General features: G+C 66.8%; 15 protein-coding genes. 9 read left to right on the forward strand and 6 right to left on the reverse strand.

Features of this window, described 5'->3' with window-relative positions:
• The coding region (locus tag AB7E35_RS01090; protein ID WP_428166907.1) for a winged helix-turn-helix domain-containing protein at positions 1 to 250 on the reverse strand (250 nt) is incomplete at its 3' end.
• A gap of 49 nt (positions 251 to 299) precedes the next feature.
• Here AB7E35_RS01090 and AB7E35_RS01095 point away from each other — a divergent pair.
• From AB7E35_RS01095 to AB7E35_RS01105, 3 genes are read left to right on the forward strand one after another with little or no spacing between them, the layout of a single operon-like run.
• Positions 300 to 1,037 carry an ABC transporter permease gene (locus tag AB7E35_RS01095; RefSeq protein WP_428166908.1) on the forward strand — a complete coding sequence of 246 codons (738 nt, stop codon included), beginning with the start codon at positions 300 to 302 and terminating at the stop codon, positions 1,035 to 1,037.
• Positions 1,034 to 1,810, forward strand: coding sequence for a phosphate ABC transporter ATP-binding protein (locus AB7E35_RS01100; RefSeq protein ID WP_428162091.1), 777 nt, complete (start codon positions 1,034 to 1,036; stop codon positions 1,808 to 1,810). The genes AB7E35_RS01095 and AB7E35_RS01100 overlap by 4 nt, the downstream gene beginning before the upstream one ends.
• Positions 1,807 to 2,634, forward strand: a complete 828-nt coding sequence (locus AB7E35_RS01105) for a substrate-binding domain-containing protein (RefSeq protein ID WP_428162090.1) — start codon at positions 1,807 to 1,809, stop codon at positions 2,632 to 2,634. Before AB7E35_RS01100 ends, AB7E35_RS01105 begins: the two co-directional genes overlap by 4 nt.
• A 48-nt stretch (positions 2,635 to 2,682) precedes the next feature.
• On the opposite strand, the gene modC is transcribed toward AB7E35_RS01105, so the two are convergent.
• The 3 genes from modC to modA all read right to left on the reverse strand — a co-directional run bounded on the left by modC (position 2,683) and on the right by modA (position 5,313).
• Positions 2,683 to 3,780 carry a molybdenum ABC transporter ATP-binding protein gene (modC, locus tag AB7E35_RS01110; protein WP_428166909.1) on the reverse strand — a complete coding sequence of 366 codons (1,098 nt, stop codon included), beginning with the start codon at positions 3,778 to 3,780 and terminating at the stop codon, positions 2,683 to 2,685.
• Positions 3,777 to 4,460, reverse strand: coding sequence for a molybdate ABC transporter permease subunit (gene modB / locus AB7E35_RS01115; protein ID WP_428166910.1), 684 nt, complete (start codon positions 4,458 to 4,460; stop codon positions 3,777 to 3,779). Before modB ends, modC begins: the two co-directional genes overlap by 4 nt.
• 97 nt (positions 4,461 to 4,557) lie before the next feature.
• Entirely contained in the window at positions 4,558 to 5,313 is a 756-nt protein-coding gene (gene modA / locus AB7E35_RS01120) for a molybdate ABC transporter substrate-binding protein (protein ID WP_428162087.1), read from the reverse strand.
• 66 nt (positions 5,314 to 5,379) lie between these two features.
• Here modA and AB7E35_RS01125 point away from each other — a divergent pair, with 66 nt between their 5' ends.
• From AB7E35_RS01125 to AB7E35_RS01150, 6 genes are all read left to right on the forward strand, one after another.
• Positions 5,380 to 6,213, forward strand: coding sequence for a TOBE domain-containing protein (locus AB7E35_RS01125; RefSeq protein ID WP_428162132.1), 834 nt, complete (start codon positions 5,380 to 5,382; stop codon positions 6,211 to 6,213).
• Positions 6,214 to 6,385: 172 nt separating this feature from the next.
• Positions 6,386 to 7,156, forward strand: coding sequence for an ABC transporter ATP-binding protein (locus tag AB7E35_RS01130; RefSeq protein WP_428162086.1), 771 nt, complete (start codon positions 6,386 to 6,388; stop codon positions 7,154 to 7,156).
• A gap of 1 nt (position 7,157) precedes the next feature.
• Positions 7,158 to 7,871: an ABC transporter ATP-binding protein gene (locus AB7E35_RS01135; RefSeq protein WP_428162085.1), complete on the forward strand. Its 714-nt coding sequence runs from the start codon at positions 7,158 to 7,160 to the stop codon at positions 7,869 to 7,871.
• Between the two features lie 47 nt (positions 7,872 to 7,918).
• On the forward strand, positions 7,919 to 9,121 hold the full coding sequence (locus AB7E35_RS01140) for an ABC transporter substrate-binding protein (RefSeq protein WP_428166911.1): 1,203 nt from the start codon (positions 7,919 to 7,921) through the stop codon (positions 9,119 to 9,121).
• A 48-nt stretch (positions 9,122 to 9,169) separates the two neighbouring features.
• Positions 9,170 to 10,054 (forward strand): branched-chain amino acid ABC transporter permease, encoded by an 885-nt coding sequence (locus AB7E35_RS01145; RefSeq protein WP_428166912.1) that lies wholly within the window; start codon positions 9,170 to 9,172, stop codon positions 10,052 to 10,054.
• A gap of 18 nt (positions 10,055 to 10,072) precedes the next feature.
• A complete protein-coding gene (locus AB7E35_RS01150) occupies positions 10,073 to 11,074 on the forward strand; it encodes a branched-chain amino acid ABC transporter permease (RefSeq protein WP_428166913.1) in 1,002 nt (333 codons plus the stop codon).
• 138 nt (positions 11,075 to 11,212) lie between these two features.
• On the opposite strand, the gene AB7E35_RS01155 is transcribed toward AB7E35_RS01150, so the two are convergent.
• Positions 11,213 to 12,289, reverse strand: coding sequence for a lipocalin-like domain-containing protein (locus AB7E35_RS01155; RefSeq protein ID WP_428166950.1), 1,077 nt, complete (start codon positions 12,287 to 12,289; stop codon positions 11,213 to 11,215).
• Positions 12,290 to 12,339: 50 nt separating this feature from the next.
• On the reverse strand, positions 12,340 to 14,934 hold the full coding sequence (locus AB7E35_RS01160; RefSeq protein ID WP_428166914.1) for an ABC transporter permease: 2,595 nt from the start codon (positions 14,932 to 14,934) through the stop codon (positions 12,340 to 12,342).
• Positions 14,935 to 15,060 lie beyond the last annotated feature (126 nt).

Genomic DNA, 15,060 nt, shown 5'->3' on the forward strand with positions numbered 1-15,060 from the left:
GCAGCTTGGTGCCAAATTCACTGAGCTGCGCGGACTGTCCCTTGCCCCAGATGATGAGCTCGCTGCCCAGCTGCTCTTCCCAGCGCTTGAGCGCGCCCCAGACATGGCGATACGACAGATCCAGCGCCCGCGCCGCGCCCGAGATGGAGCCCTGCTGGGCTACGGCCTGCAGCATGTCGAGCAGGGGATTACGGATCAGCGCGTCGCCCGCGTCGCGGTCGAGCGTGTAGTGGAGTTGGATCCTATGCACAGGTGTTCATATCGCCGGGGATTGCATTGCTGCATACGATAGCCCACCCATGTCCACCATCTCCCAAAGCGTCGCCACGGCGCTGCAACTCATCACTTCCGCCGACGCTGCCTTGTGGACCATCGTCATGCGCTCGCTGTCCGTCAGCGCCACAGCCTGCCTGTTGGCTTTCGGTGCCGGCATCTTGCTGGGGGCCTGGTTGGGCGTGGCGCGCTTTGCCGGGCGCGATGCGGCGCTCGCGGTGCTCAACACGCTGCTGGCCGTGCCTTCGGTGCTGGTGGGGTTGGGCGTGTACCTGCTGCTGTCGCGCACCGGGCCTCTGGGCAGTCTGGGCTGGCTGTTTTCGTTCAAGGCCATGGTGCTGGCGCAGGCGCTGCTGGTGCTGCCGGTGGTCACTGCGCTCACGCGCCAGGTGGTCGAGGACGTGGAGCGCGTGCATGGCGAACAGCTGCGCTCGCTGGGCGCGGGCACCTTGCTGCGCGCGCTGGTGATTGCCTGGGACGAGCGCTACGCGCTGCTCACGGTGCTGATCGCCGCGTTTGGCCGCGCCATTTCAGAGGTGGGCGCGGTGATGATCGTGGGCGGCAATATCGACGGCTTCACCCGCGTCATGACCACCGCCATCGCGCTGGAGACCAGCAAGGGCGACCTGCCGCTGGCGCTGGCGCTGGGTCTGGTGCTGCTGGTCGTGGTGTTGCTGCTCAACCTGGGCATTGCGTTGCTGCGGCGCTGGCGCGAGCGCGTCGATGGTGCGGCTGTGGGCGGCCTGACCGGGGTGGCCGCATGAGCGCGCTGCCGTCGCAAGCCCTGCGCCGGGCGCATAGCTCTGAGCAAGCGTGCGCCATTGATCCGCCGTTGTTTGCCCTGCGCGACCTGACCGTGCGCTACGGTGCGGTACAGGCGCTGACGGACGTGAACCTGCGCGTGCTGCCCGGCGAGCGCGTGGCCCTCATCGGCTCCAACGGCAGCGGCAAGAGCACGCTGCTGCGCACGCTGCATGGTCTGGTGCGCCCCAGCGCGGGGCAGCTGCGCCGCGATGGAGCCCCGCGCGTGGCCATGGTTTTCCAGCGACCGTTTGTGCTGCGCACCAGCGCGCTGAACAACGTGGCGCTGGGTCTGTGGCTGCGGCGCGTGCGCTGGCAGCAGGCGCGGGCGCAGGCGGCAGCGGCGCTGCAGCGCGTGGGGCTGCAGGCCATTGCCCGGCAGAACGCGCGCACCTTGTCGGGCGGGCAGCAGCAGCGCCTGGCCTTTGCGCGCGCCTGGGCACTGCGGCCCGACGTGCTGCTGCTGGACGAGCCCACCGCCAGCCTGGATCCGCATGCCAAGCGCGAGATCGAAGCGCTGATGGCCGACTTTGCCGCCAGCCACGGCAACGCCGGCCCGCAGCAGCCGCTGACCACGGTCTTCAGCAGCCACAACCTGGGCCAGGTCAAGCGCCTGGCCAGCCGCGTCATTTACCTGGAGCACGGCCGCATCCTGGCTGACTTGCCCGTGCACGACTTTTTCAATGGCCCCCTGCCGGAGGCCGCCCGTCTGTTCGTCAAAGGAGAAATAGCATGAACAATCACAAGCATTTTTGGCCTCTAGCGCTTACACAGACTGCGGTAGCAGCTATTGCTTTTGTAGCGTACGGCAGCGCTGCGGCGCAGGCCATCACCATGGCCTCGACCACCTCCACCGAGCAGTCGGGCCTGTTCACCCACCTGCTGCCGGCCTTCAAGCAGGCCACCGGCATCGATGTAAAAGTGGTGGCCGTGGGCACCGGCCAGGCGCTGGATATGGCGCGGCGCGGCGACGCCGACGTGCTGTTTGTGCACGACCAGGTGGCTGAAGAAAAGTTTGTGGCCGACGGCTGGGGCGTGAAGCGCTACCCGGTCATGTACAACGACTTCATCCTCGTGGGCGGCAAGGGCGACCCGGCCGCCACCAAGGGCAACGACATCGGCGTCGCACTCAAGAAGATTGCCGCGGCCAATGCCGAATTTGTCTCGCGTGGCGACAAGAGCGGCACCCATGCGGCCGAACTGCGCTACTGGAAGATCGCCACTGACGGCGTGAAGGGCAACGGCTACAAGGAATGCGGCTGCGGCATGGGCCCGGCGCTGAACATCGCGGCCTCCAGCGGCGCGTACGTGCTGTCGGACCGCGGCACCTGGCTCAACTTCAAGAACCGCGACAACCTGGCGGTGCTGGTGGAGGGTGACAAGCGCCTGTTCAATCAGTACGGCGTGATGCTGGTCAACCCCGCCAAGCATCCGCACGTCAAGCAGGCCGAGGCGCAAAAGTTTGTGGACTGGGTGATCTCGCCCGCGGGCCAGAACGTCATTGCCAGCTACAAGATCAACGGCGAGCAGCTGTTCTTCCCCAACGCTGACCAGCGTTAATTGGAATCTGACCCCCAATAACCCTCGACCGCCATTAATCCAATCGGCTCAATCCACCAGCGCCACACCCTTGACCTGGGCGAACACCGCGTCGCCCACGGCCAGCGCCAGCGTGCGGCATGAGCGCAGGGTGATGCGCGCCAGCAGCGTGATGCCCGCTACGTCTAGCGCTGCCAGCACCTGGCCCGGGCCGTCGTCGGCCAGTTGGGTGATGCGCGCGGGCAGCAGGTTCAGGATGCTGCTGTCTGCAGCGCGCGTGCGTGCCAGGCTCACGTCACGTGCCAGCACGCGCAGGCGCACGGTCTCGCCCGTGGCGCGGGGGCGGCCGCTGGCCAGCTGGATCTGTCCGCCGTTGATGGCCACCGTAAGCAGTTGGTCGTGCGCGTCGTACGTCAGCACGCGGCCGTGCACCAGCGCGGCGGCTGCGTCACCGTGCGCCAGGGGTAGATCCAGGCGCGCCATGAGTTCGGCCGTGGGCCCTTGGGCGGTGACGCGGCCGGCTTGCATCAGCACCAGGTGAGAGGCCAGGCGCGCCACTTCGTCAGGCGAGTGGCTGACATAAATCACGGGAATGTCAAGGCTGCGCTGCAGGCGCTCCAGGTAGGGCATGACTTCGGCCTTGCGCGCTGCGTCCAGCGCGGCCAGGGGTTCGTCCATCAGCAGCACCCGCGGGCTGGTGGCCAGGGCGCGCGCGATGGCCACGCGCTGGCGCTCGCCGCCCGACAGGGTGTGAGGCATGCGCGGCAGCAGGGCGCCCAGGCCCAGCAGTTCGACGGACTGATCCAGCGATACGCGCCGGCGCGACAGGGGCTGGCGGCGCAGGCCGTATTCCATGTTGCGGCGCACGTTCAGGTGCGCAAACAGGCTGGCCTCCTGAAACACGTAACCCAGCGCGCGCTGGTGCGTGGGGCGCCACTGCCCGCTGGCGCCTGGTTGGCCATCGTCTTGCCAAGTCTCGCCGTTGACCCGCACGCTGCCGCGCGCACGCTCCAGCCCTGCCAGCGCGCGCAGGCAGGTGGTCTTGCCGCAGCCCGAGGGGCCGAACAGCGCCGTCACGCCATGGCCCGGCAGCTGTAACTGCACATCCAGCGTGAAATCGGCGCGCTCCAACACCAATTGGGCCTGGATGCCTTGTGCTGATGTCATCGCGTCCCCTTGGGCTGCAGCCAGTGCAGCAGCAGCAATACCACGAAGGAAAACGCCACCATGCCGCCGGCCAGCCAGTGCGCCTGGGCGTATTGCATGGCCTCCACATGGTCGTAGATCTGCACCGACACCACGCGCGTCACGCCAGGGATGTTGCCGCCCAGCATGAGTACCACGCCGAATTCGCCCACCGTATGCGCAAAGCTCAGGATGGTTGCCGTGACGAAGCCCGGCAGCGTCAGGGGCAGGGCGACCGTGAAAAACCGGTCCAGCGGGCTGGCACCCAGGGTGGCCGCGACCTCCAGCGGCCTGCGGCCCAGCGCCTCGAAGGCGCGTTGCAACGGCTGTACGGCGAATGGCAGTGAATACACGAGGGAGCCGACCACCAGCCCCGGGAAGGTGAACGGCAGCCGCCCCAGGCCCAAAGCCTCGGTCAATCGTCCGATGGCGCCGCTCGGCCCCATGCTGACCAGCAGGTAAAAGCCGATCACCGTGGGCGGCAGCACCAGCGGCAGCGCCACCACGGCGCCCACCGGGCCGCGCCAGCGCGATGGCGTGTGCGCCAGCCACCAGGCCAGCGGCGTGCACAGCATCAGTAGCAGCACGGTGGTGGTGCCCGCCAGCTTCAGCGTGAGCCAGATGGCGGCCCAGTCTTGCGGGGACAGTGGCAGAAGGGGCATTGCAGTTGTGTGGAGCTCGGCGGGTGTGGAGCAGGTCTGTGGGTGGGTTCAAGCATGAAATCCGCCCGCAGCCCAGTTGGAATAAGCGCTGAGTGCTTCAAAAAGAATAGCCGTAGGACTGAATGATGGCGCGCGCCTTGTCGCCGCGCAGGTAGTCCATCAGCGCAGCGGCGGCGGCGTTGCCCTGGCCGGGCTTGAGCACGATGGCGTCCTGGCGGATGGGCTCGTGCATGCTGGCGGGCACCACCCAGGCCGATCCCTCGCGCAGCCGGCCGCCTTCCATCACCTGCGACAGTGCCACAAACCCCAGCTGCGCATTGCCCGACGCGGCGAACTGGTAGGTCTGGCCGATGTTCTCGCCGGTGACCACGCGCGGCTGCACCTGGGCCGTCAGGCCCAGCTTGTCCAGCGTCTGCATGGCCGCCAGGCCGTAAGGGGCCAGCCTGGGGTTGGCGATGGCGATGTGCCTCCAGTCGCTTTGCTGCAGCACCTTACCCTCGGCATCCACGTAGCCGGCCTGTTTGCTCCACAGCACCAGCCGGCCGATGGCGTAGGTGAAGCGCGTGGCGCCATCGCCCAGGCCCTCGCGGGCGATCTTTTCGGGTGTGGTGTCGTCGGCTGCCAGCAGCACGCCAAACGGCGCGCCGTTGGCAATCTGCGCATAGAACTTGCCCGTGGCGCCAAACGACAACACGGCCTTGTGGCCCGTTTCCCGCTCGAACTGCGCGGCAATCTGCTGCATGGGCGCAGTGAAGTTGGCTGCCACGGCCACATTGACCTCGGCACTGTGCGCAGTGGAGGCCGCCAGCAGCGCGACGTACGCAATGTTTCTGCCAATCGATGAAACCGCCATGGATAGTACCTCGCTATTCCATTGATGAATAGCGGGCAGTATAGCCAGTGCCCTGCGGCGGGCGGCATGATGCGGGCCATGCACCAACATCCCTCGTTTCTGGATGCCTTGCGCCACGACATGGCCGACAAGCGCATCGACATCCTGCGCCAGATAGGGCAGGGCGGCTCCATCTCGCAGGCGGCGCGGGCTGTGGGCGTGAGCTACAAGGCAGCGTGGCAGGCGCTGGACACCCTGACCAACCTGGCTGGTGTGGCGCTGGTGGAGCGGGTCGTGGGCGGCGCGGGCGGCGGCGGCGCGCGGCTCACGGCGGCAGGCGAGCAACTGCTGGCCGCGGCCGATGCCATGCAGCAGGCGCGCGCCGTGGTGTTGCAGCGGCTTGATGGCAGTGGGCTTGCCCAGGCGGCGGCCGCGCGCCTGGCCTTGCGCACCAGCATGCGCAATCAATGGCCCTGCATCGTGCAGGGCTTGCAGGCAAGCGGGCCGGTGGTGCGCGTGCACCTGTCGTGTGCGGGTAGTGCGGATGACGCACGCGTTGGCAGTGAGGATTGCGCTGCGGGTGATGCAGCCCGCGGCCTGCATGTGTACTCGCGCATTACGCGAGAGAGCGCCGAGCTGCTGGGGCTGCGCCCTGGCATGCCCGTGCAGGCCCTGTGCAAGGCCACCGCGGTGCGCGTGCTGCCGGTAGCCGGCGTGCCCCCGGCGTCCGGTGCCAACCATTGGGCTGCGCGGGCCACGCGTGTGTCACGCGGAGAACTGGGCGACGAGGTGTCCGCGCAGCTGGACGCGGGCGTGCAGATGGTCGGATTTGCGGCGCCGCGATCAGGGCTGCGCGTGCGCTCGCGCGTCGTGATGGCGGCGGATGAATCGTCCATCGTCCTGGCTTTCGAGAGCGCATGAATGTCCCGTAAAACCCCGCGTCCGCCGGGGCGATGACGTGTTGCTACGTAGGCGTTACTACATAGGCATTTCTCCCAGTTATGTCGCAGGGGGCGCCCCCTTACGATCCGATGCAACTTAAACACGGAGTCGGGCTGTGTTGCGCACCTTGCGCGACATGGGTCCGGTGGCAATGAGCGACGTCATACTGAAAACTTCTCGCCTCACCAAGGAATTCAAGGGCTTCACCGCCGTCAGCGACGTGAACCTGAGCGTGCGCCGTGGTGCCATCCACGCATTGATTGGGCCCAACGGTGCGGGCAAGACCACCTGTTTCAACCTGCTGACCAAGTTCCTGGAGCCCACCTCGGGCACCATCGAGTTCAATGGTCACGACATCACGCGTGAGCAGCCCGCGCAGATCGCGCGGCGCGGCGTGATTCGGTCGTTCCAGATATCGGCGGTGTTTCCGCATCTGACGCTGTTGCAGAACGTGCGCCTGGGCCTGCAGCGCAAGCTGGGCACCAGCTACCACTTCTGGCGCAGCGAGAGCAGCCTCAATCAGCTCAACGACCGGGCCATGGAGCTGCTGACCGAGGTCGGCCTGCAAGACCTGGCTGATGAGGTCACCGTCAATCTGCCCTACGGCCGCAAGCGCGCCCTGGAGATCGCCACCACGCTGGCCATGGAGCCTGAGCTGATGCTGCTGGATGAGCCCACGCAGGGCATGGGCCACGAAGATGTGGACCGCGTCACGCAGCTCATCAAGAAAGTGTCGGCAGGCCGCACCATCCTGATGGTGGAGCACAACATGAAGGTCATCTCGACCATCGCCGATTGCATTACGGTGCTGCAGCGCGGCGCCGTCCTGGCCGAAGGGCCCTACGAAGAAGTCTCAAAGAATCCGCAAGTCATGGAAGCGTACATGGGCACAACCGACGGCCAGCTGCAGGGGGCGCACTGACATGGCCGGCACACCCGCATTGGAAATCAAGGGCCTGCAGGCCTGGTATGGCGAGTCGCATGTGCTGCACGGCGTGGACATGGTGGTGCAGCCCGGTGAGGTGGTCACGCTGCTGGGGCGCAACGGCGCGGGCCGCACGTCCACCATGCGCTCCATCATGGGGCTGACCGGCGCGCGCAAGGGCTCGGTCAAGATCAACGGCGTGGAAACCATCGACATGCCCACGCACCGCATTGCGCACCTGGGCGTGGGCTACTGCCCTGAAGAGCGCGGCATTTTCTCCAGCCTGTCGTGCGAAGAAAACCTGCTGCTGCCGCCGGTGCTCAAGACTGGCACGCAGGGCATGTCAGTCGATGAAATCTACGCCATGTTTCCCAACCTGGCCGAGCGCAAGAACAGCCAGGGCACGCGCCTGTCGGGTGGCGAGCAGCAAATGCTGGCCGTGGCGCGCATCTTGCGCACCGGCGCCAAGCTGCTGCTGCTGGACGAAATCTCCGAAGGCCTGGCGCCCGTCATCGTGCAGGCGCTGGCCCGCATGATCACCATGCTGCGCCAAAAGGGCTACACGGTGGTGATGGTGGAGCAGAACTTCCGCTTTGCCGCTCCCCTGGCTGATCGTTTCTATGTCATGGAGCATGGCTGCATCGTGGAGAAGTTCGGGGCAGCCGAACTCGAAGCCAAGATGCCCGTCCTCAATGAGTTGCTGGGCGTGTGAGCCCGCTGTTTTTTCCCGTTCATTTCTGACCACCAAAGGAGACCGCAATGCAAAAATCGCTCAAGAAGCTGGTACTGGCCCTGGGCACCGCCGGCCTGGCACTGTCTGCCGTGCAGGCGCAAGCACAGGACAAGGTGAAGATTGGTTTCATCACCGACATGTCCAGCCTCTACGCCGACGTGGAAGGCAAGAACGGCGCGGTGGCCATCCAGATGGCGATCGATGACTTTGGCGGCAAGGTGCTGGGCAAGCCGATCGAGCTGCTGACCGCTGACCACCAGAACAAGGCCGACATCGCCGCCAGCAAGGCCCGCGAGTGGATCGACACGCAAAACCTGACCATGCTGTTTGGCGGCACCAACTCCGGCACGGCCCTGGCCATGGCCAAGGTGGCCGAAGAGAAAAAGCGCGTGTATTTCAACAACGGCGCGGGCTCCTCGGCACTGACCAACGCCCAGTGCACGCCCTACACCGTTCACTATGCCTACGACACCGTGGCCCTGGCCAAGGGCACGGGCGGCGCCGTGGTCAAGCAAGGCGGCAAGGACTGGTTCTTTCTGACGGCGGACTACGCCTTTGGCCAAGCACTCGAGAACGATACGGCTGCGGTCGTCAAGGACAGCGGCGGTCGCGTGGTGGGCAGCGTCAAGCACCCGCTGAACGCCTCTGACTTCTCTTCCTTCCTGCTGCAGGCGCAAAACTCCAAGGCGCAGATCCTGGGCCTGGCCAACGCGGGCGGTGACACCATCAACGCCATCAAGGCCGCCAAGGAATTCGGCGTTACCAAGAACATGAAGCTGGCTGGCCTGCTGGTGTTCCTGACCGACATCCACAGCCTGGGCCTGCGCAACACAGAGGGCCTGCTGCTGACCACCAGCTGGGACTGGAACCTGAACGACCAGACGCGTGCCTTCGGCAAGAAGTTCTTCGCCAAGACCAAGCGCATGCCCACCGACATCCATGCCGCCGACTACTCGGCCACCATGAACTACCTGAAAGCCGTCCAGGCCGCTGGCACCACTGATGCCGACAAGGTCATGGAAAAGCTCAAGTCCACCCCGATCGACGACTTCTACGCCAAGGGCGTGATCCGTCCTGACGGCCGCTTTGCGCACGACATGTACCTGATGCAGGTGAAGTCGCCCGCAGAGTCCAAGGAACCGTGGGACTACTACAAGGTCGTGGCCAAGCTGCCTGCCGACCAGGTCTGGACCACCAAGGCCGAGAGCAAGTGCGCGTTGTGGAAGTAACGCTGCGCTGACCGAACCCTCCCACATCACCCGTAGCGTCTAGTTCAAATGGAAATTTTTGGTGTATCAATGTCGGCCATGATGAGTCAGCTCCTGCTGGGGCTGGTCAATGGCTCGTTCTACGCGATCCTCAGTTTGGGGCTGGCCGTGATCTTCGGCCTGCTCAACGTGATCAACTTCGCGCACGGCGCACTGTTCATGCTGGGGGCGCTGATCACCTGGATGGCCATGAGCTACTTCGGCATCAACTACTGGGTGATGCTGATTGCCGCTCCGCTGATCGTGGGGGTGTTCGGCGTGCTCATCGAGAGGCTGATGCTGCGCTGGATCTACAAGCTCGACCACCTCTACGGCCTGCTGCTCACGCTGGGCCTGACGATGATGATCGAGGGCGTGTTCCGCTCCATCTATGGCGTCTCCGGCCTCGGGTATGACACACCCGAGCTGCTGGAGGGCGCCACCAATCTCGGCTTCATGATCATGCCCAACTACCGCGCCTGGGTGGTGGTGGCATCCGTCCTGGTGTGCGTTGCCACCTGGTACGTGATCGAGAAAACCAAGCTGGGTGCCTATTTGCGCGCGGGCACCGAAAACCCGCGGCTGGTCGAGGCTTTCGGCGTCAACGTGCCGGTGATGATCACCCTGACTTACGCCTTCGGTGCAGCGCTGGCAGCGTTTGCCGGCGTACTGGCTGCGCCGGTCTATCAGGTCACGCCGCTCATGGGCCAGAACCTCATCATCGTCGTGTTTGCGGTGGTGGTGATCGGCGGCATGGGCTCGATCATGGGCTCGATCCTTACCGGTCTGGGACTGGGCGTGATCGAAGGCTTTACCAAGGTGTTCTACCCCGAAGCATCGTCCACCGTGGTGTTCGTCATCATGGCCATCGTTCTCCTCATTCGCCCCGCCGGCCTGTTCGGCAAAGAGAAGTGATTCACAGGGGCTGCACGCATGAACTCGAAAAAACTCGCCCCCATTGGCTATGGCCTGCTTCTGCTAGGCCTGCTTGTTGCACCTTTCCTGGGTGCCTATCCGGTCTTCGTGATGAAGCTGCTGTGCTTCGCGCTGTTTGCCTCGGCATTCAACCTGCTGCTGGGCTACACGGGCCTGCTGTCGTTCGGCCACGCTGCCTTTCTGGGCGGTGCGGCTTACGTGACGGGTCACTCCGTCAAGGTCTGGGGCGTCACGCCCGAGATCGGTCTGCTGCTCGGTCTGGTGTCGGGCGCGTTCCTGGGGCTGGTGATGGGCTTTTTCGCCATTCGCCGCCAGGGCATCTACGCCACCATGATCACGCTGGCACTGGCGCAGATGCTGTTCTTTGCAGCGCTGCAGGCGCCGTTTACAGGCGGTGAGGACGGCCTGCAGGGCGTGCCGCGCGGCAAGCTGTTCGGCATGATCGACCTGGGCAGCGACCTGACCATGTACTACGTGTGCCTGATCGTGGTGGTGGCAGCCTTCCTGGTGATCGTGCGCACCATCCACTCGCCGTTTGGCCAGGTGCTCAAGGGCATCAAGGAAAACGAGCCGCGTGCCATCTCTCTGGGCTACGACACCAACCGCTTCAAGCTGCTGGCCTTCGTGATCTCGGCCGCCATTGCCGGTCTGGCCGGCGCGCTCAAGACCCTGGTGCTGGGCTTTGCCACGCTGTCCGACGTGCACTGGAGCTCCTCCGGCCATGTGGTGCTGATGACGCTGGTGGGCGGACTGGGCACGCTCAGCGGCCCGCTGGTGGGCTCGGCCGTGGTGGTGCTGCTGGAAAACAAGATCGGCGAGATGGGCACGCTGCTGGCGCAGCTGACCACCATCGACTGGTTCAACACCCTGGGCGAGTCGGTCACCATCGTCACGGGCCTGATCTTCGTGGTCTGCGTGCTGGCCTTCCGCCGCGGCATCATGGGCGAGATCATTGCCTGGCTTGAGCGCCGCCGCGAGGGCAGCGGCAGCACACACTAAGGCGCCTGGCGCATGGCGCGGCCATGCACAGTACCCCGGCCATGCACGGCGCGATGCCTGCATGGCCGCTTTGTTTTTGCCCTTTGCCAAAGCCAGAGCGTGTGAACCTGGGTGACCACCGTCGTCAGCGTCAAGCGCTCAACCCAGCTGCAATCGCCGCGTGTAGCCCGTCATCTCCAGGTAGCCGCGCCCGGTCTCGCGCCCAGAGGTGTCTTGCAAGGCGCACAAGCCTTCCCAATACACGGCGCCTGTCGAGCCGCGGCTGTCCAGCTCCTGGTCGTCCAGCAGCGCCTGCACCACAAACGCGCCAGCGGGCGTTTCCACTCTCCACTGCACCGGGTAGCGTGCGCCGCTGGCGTTGCTGCGCCAGCGGCGCAGCGGCGTGAAAACCACGGCGTCAGGCGCAAACACCTGCACGCCATCCGTACCCGACCCTGCACCCGCCGCGCGCCATGACCCGCCCGCCCACAGCGTGCTGCCATCGGCACGCCGCAGCCGAAAGGCGGTCAGCGCGGCGCCGTCGTGCAGGTTCATGCCGATCCAGTCCCAGCCCACGGCGTCAGGGTGCATCAGCGCCTCGCTGCATTCGTGGTCCATCCAGGCGCGGTTGTCGGGCGCGGGGGCTTGGGCTACCGCCATGCGCCGACCCGCCAGCGTGATGGCGCCCGTCACCGCCAACTGGGGCTGGCTGTAGTAATAGCTGGCCTGCTGGGGGTCGGGGCCTTTGCGCGACAGGCCGCCGCTGCCTTGCAGCAACACGCTTTGGGTGCTGGTGCAGTCCAGCTCCAGCGCGAAGCCTTCGGCCTGGGCGCGAATGGCGTAGCGGCTGCTGCCCGGCGTGGCGCCGCCCTGGCGCACCAAAGACCAGTCGCGCAGGCGCACCTGCGTGTCGGCTTCCAGCGCATGGGCAATGCCAAAGCCTGCGCGTGCGATGCGCTGGTCATGCAGTTGCCTGCGGCCCTGCACGTCGGTCAGCGCCGCATGCGCAAAGATGAGCTGGCGCGCCGCAAAGGCCGACTGCATGGCTTGCGCTGCGTCCACGCGCGAGCGAAAGAACGTGATCTGAAAACCCCACAGCCGGTCGTCGGCGCGCGCATGGCCGGTGATGTACCACCACTCGGTGCGCAGCTCGGGGTGGCTGCCATAGTCGCGCGGAAAGCGCAGCACGCGCGCGGGCAGGGCGGTGGCCGGCCCGGCCAGCGCCAGGGCGCCCATGCCGATCAGCCAGCGCCTGCGCGCCAGTGCAAAACCAGGGGCGTTGATGCTCACCAGTCCTCCTTGACGGCCATGACTGCGTCGTTCGTGGCGGCGGCGCGGCCCGCCAGCCAGGCGGTCAGCGTTCCCACGGCCACCACGGCAATGGCCAGCGCCAGCAGCCGCGGCCAGGGCACGGCCATGTCCATGGTCCAGTGAAAACTCTGCGGATTGACCACATGCACCAGCACCACGGCCACGGCCAGGCCCAGCAGCGTGCCGGCCACGGCGCCCACGGCCGTCCATGCGGCGCCTTCGCCGGCGACCACCGTCAGGATTTGCCGCCGCGTGAGGCCCAGGTGCGCCAGCAGTCCAAATTCTTTGCGCCGCGCCAGCACTTGCGCGCTGAAGCTGGCTGCCACGCCAAACAGCCCTATGCCCACGGCCACCGCCTGCAGCCAATAGGTGATGGCAAAGCTGCGGTCAAAAATGGCCAGCGAGCGCGCGCGTATCGCATCGGCGGCGACAAACTCCAGGCTCTCGGCGGCTGCCTCGCCCAGACTCTGGCGGGCCTGGGCCAGCACTTGCAAGCGCAGTGCGTCGGTGGTGCTGCCCGGTGCGGGCCATAGCGCCAGGTTGCTGGCGCGCGCATCGCCCGTCAGGCGGGCAAAGTCTTGTGCGTCCAGCGCAATGGCGCCGTGCTGGCGTATGTAGTCGCGCCACACGCCTGCTATAAAAAATGTAGCTTCTGGCGCTTGTCCAGCTTGTGCTGGAGCCTGAAAAACCTTAGACAATTGCGGCCAGTCTGCGCCGGGCCGGGCGCCGTACAGATCCACCACCGCTTCGCTCACGTACACGCCCACGCGCCCGGCAGGCACGGGCAGGGCAGCGCCCAGCAGCGGCAGGACCTGGCCAGGGTCGGCGCCCAGCGGCTGCGCCAGCAGGGCTACGGGCGCGCGGTCGGGGGCCAGTTGCAGGCGGCTGGTGCGCAGCGCCTGCACGCGCGCCACGGCGGGCAGCCGGGCCACGGCGTCGGCAAAAGCGGGCGCAAACACGGCGCCATCATCGCCATTGGCGCTGACGGCCGTCGCGCGCAGGTACAGCGGCGCGGGCAGCACGCTGTCCAGCCACTGGCTGACCGAGCCGCGAAAGCTGCCCACCATCACCGTCAGCGCCACGGCCAGGCTCAGGGCTGCCACCACGCCGCCCACCGCCACGGCGGCGCTGGCGCGCATGCGGCGCGCGCGCTCCAGCGCCAGCAAGGCCAGTGTGTGGCCCACAGCCAGCGGCCGCAGCCGTGTCAGCAGGACTTGCACCAGCCAGGGCAGCAGCGCAATGCCGCCAATCAGCAGCAGCGCCACTGCGCCATAGGCTGCCAAAGGTATGCCAAAAACCGGTGGAAGCAATGCCAAGAAAGCGCCAGCTGCTATCAAAAAAAGACCCACCCAGGCCTGAGCGCCGCGCCCGCCGTGGGCACCCAGGCCCTTGAGCGTTTGCGCTGGCGCTAGCTGCTGGGCATGGCGTGCGGGCCACCAGCCGCCGACCAGCGCGGCGGCTACGCCCAGCAGGCCATAGACCAGCGCGGCTGGGGTGCTGAAGTGCAGCGCGGGTTGCACGCCGGTGAAGTAGCCGCCGCCCAGGTCGCCGCCCAGCATGGTCAGTGCCAGGGCCGCCAGCGCGGCGCCCAGCGCAATGCCGGCCACGCTGCCGATGAGGCCCAGCGCGCACGACTCCAGCAGCACCAGCGCCAGTCGCTCGCGCGGGGTGGCGCCCAGCACGGCCAGCAGCGCAAACTGCGGCGCGCGCTGCGCCACGCTGAGCGCCAGCACCGAATACACCAGAAAAGCCCCGGTGAACAGCGCCACCAGCGCCAGCACCGTCAGGTTGACGCGGTATGCGCGCGACAGGCTGTCCACGCGCTGCACTTCGTCTTGCGGCGCGGCAAACTGCACGCCCGCCGGCCAGCCGGGCAGGGCGGCCAGCGCCTGTTGCACGCTGGCGGCTGCGGTGCCGGGCATCAGCCGCAGGTCGATGCGCGTGAGCTGCCCTGCGCGGCCGAACAGATCCTGCGCCGCGCCAATGTCCATCACTGCCAGCGGCGGCCCGCCCGCAGCCACTGTGCCTGCCACGCGCACGCTGTGTGTGGACAGGCCGGTTTGCAGTTGCAGCGCCGGGGTGCGCGCATCGATGGTGCCCATGCCCAGCGCCTGCTGCGCTGCCGGGTTGAGGAACACCGTGGCTGGCGCCAGCATGGCCAGGCGGTCGGCCCCATCGAAGCCGCGCGGTGCCAGGGCAGGCGCCATGGCGGGCAGCACCAGCGCATCGGCGCCCACCACGCGCAGCGCCACGGGCGCGCGCGCCGGGTCTGCCGTGGCCCGCACAGGCTGCTCCAGCCAGGGGCTGGCCAGCTGCACTTGCGGCTGCGTGGCGACCAGGCCGTAGAGCGCTTCGGGCAACGTGCCTTGCGCGGCGCGCAGCTCCAGGTCGGGCTGGCCATTGACGGAGCGCACGGCCTGGGCAAACTCGTTCAGCGCCGAAGCGTTGATCACGTGCACCGCAAAGCCCAGCGCCACGCCCAGCATGACCGCGGCCACGGCAGCCGCGCTGCGCCAGGGGTGGTGGCGCAGCGCGGCCCAGGAAAACGAGCGCAGCAAGGCAGGCAGCATGGGCGCGATTGTGCGGTTTTCGGGCCTGCGCCCGGCGGGGTGGGGCGATTGGGGGGGTTGAACCGCTTGAAACCCTGAACCCCTTGAACGTTTTGGGGTGCAGGCTTATATATGCGTCAACAGGCC

It is taken from the genome of Diaphorobacter sp., assembly GCF_050251835.1.
Lineage (GTDB): Bacteria > Pseudomonadota > Gammaproteobacteria > Burkholderiales > Burkholderiaceae_C > JBFXIE01.

Bases quoted from the DNA above. Each gene is read 5' to 3' on its own strand.
- AB7E35_RS01130 (WP_428162086.1), top strand. From the start codon at position 6,386: ATGAGCGACGTCATACTGAAAACTTCTCGCCTCACCAAGGAATTCAAG.
- modC (WP_428166909.1), bottom strand. From the start codon at position 3,780: ATGACATCAGCACAAGGCATCCAGGCCCAATTGGTGTTGGAGCGCGCC.
- AB7E35_RS01150 (WP_428166913.1), top strand. From the start codon at position 10,073: ATGAACTCGAAAAAACTCGCCCCCATTGGCTATGGCCTGCTTCTGCTA.
- AB7E35_RS01125 (WP_428162132.1), top strand. From the start codon at position 5,380: ATGATGCGGGCCATGCACCAACATCCCTCGTTTCTGGATGCCTTGCGC.
- AB7E35_RS01160 (WP_428166914.1), bottom strand. From the start codon at position 14,934: ATGCTGCCTGCCTTGCTGCGCTCGTTTTCCTGGGCCGCGCTGCGCCAC.
- AB7E35_RS01145 (WP_428166912.1), top strand. From the start codon at position 9,170: ATGGAAATTTTTGGTGTATCAATGTCGGCCATGATGAGTCAGCTCCTG.
- AB7E35_RS01100 (WP_428162091.1), top strand. From the start codon at position 1,034: ATGAGCGCGCTGCCGTCGCAAGCCCTGCGCCGGGCGCATAGCTCTGAG.
- modA (WP_428162087.1), bottom strand. From the start codon at position 5,313: ATGGCGGTTTCATCGATTGGCAGAAACATTGCGTACGTCGCGCTGCTG.
- AB7E35_RS01105 (WP_428162090.1), top strand. From the start codon at position 1,807: ATGAACAATCACAAGCATTTTTGGCCTCTAGCGCTTACACAGACTGCG.
- AB7E35_RS01140 (WP_428166911.1), top strand. From the start codon at position 7,919: ATGCAAAAATCGCTCAAGAAGCTGGTACTGGCCCTGGGCACCGCCGGC.
- AB7E35_RS01135 (WP_428162085.1), top strand. From the start codon at position 7,158: ATGGCCGGCACACCCGCATTGGAAATCAAGGGCCTGCAGGCCTGGTAT.
- modB (WP_428166910.1), bottom strand. From the start codon at position 4,460: ATGCCCCTTCTGCCACTGTCCCCGCAAGACTGGGCCGCCATCTGGCTC.
- AB7E35_RS01155 (WP_428166950.1), bottom strand. From the start codon at position 12,289: ATGGGCGCCCTGGCGCTGGCCGGGCCGGCCACCGCCCTGCCCGCGCGC.
- AB7E35_RS01095 (WP_428166908.1), top strand. From the start codon at position 300: ATGTCCACCATCTCCCAAAGCGTCGCCACGGCGCTGCAACTCATCACT.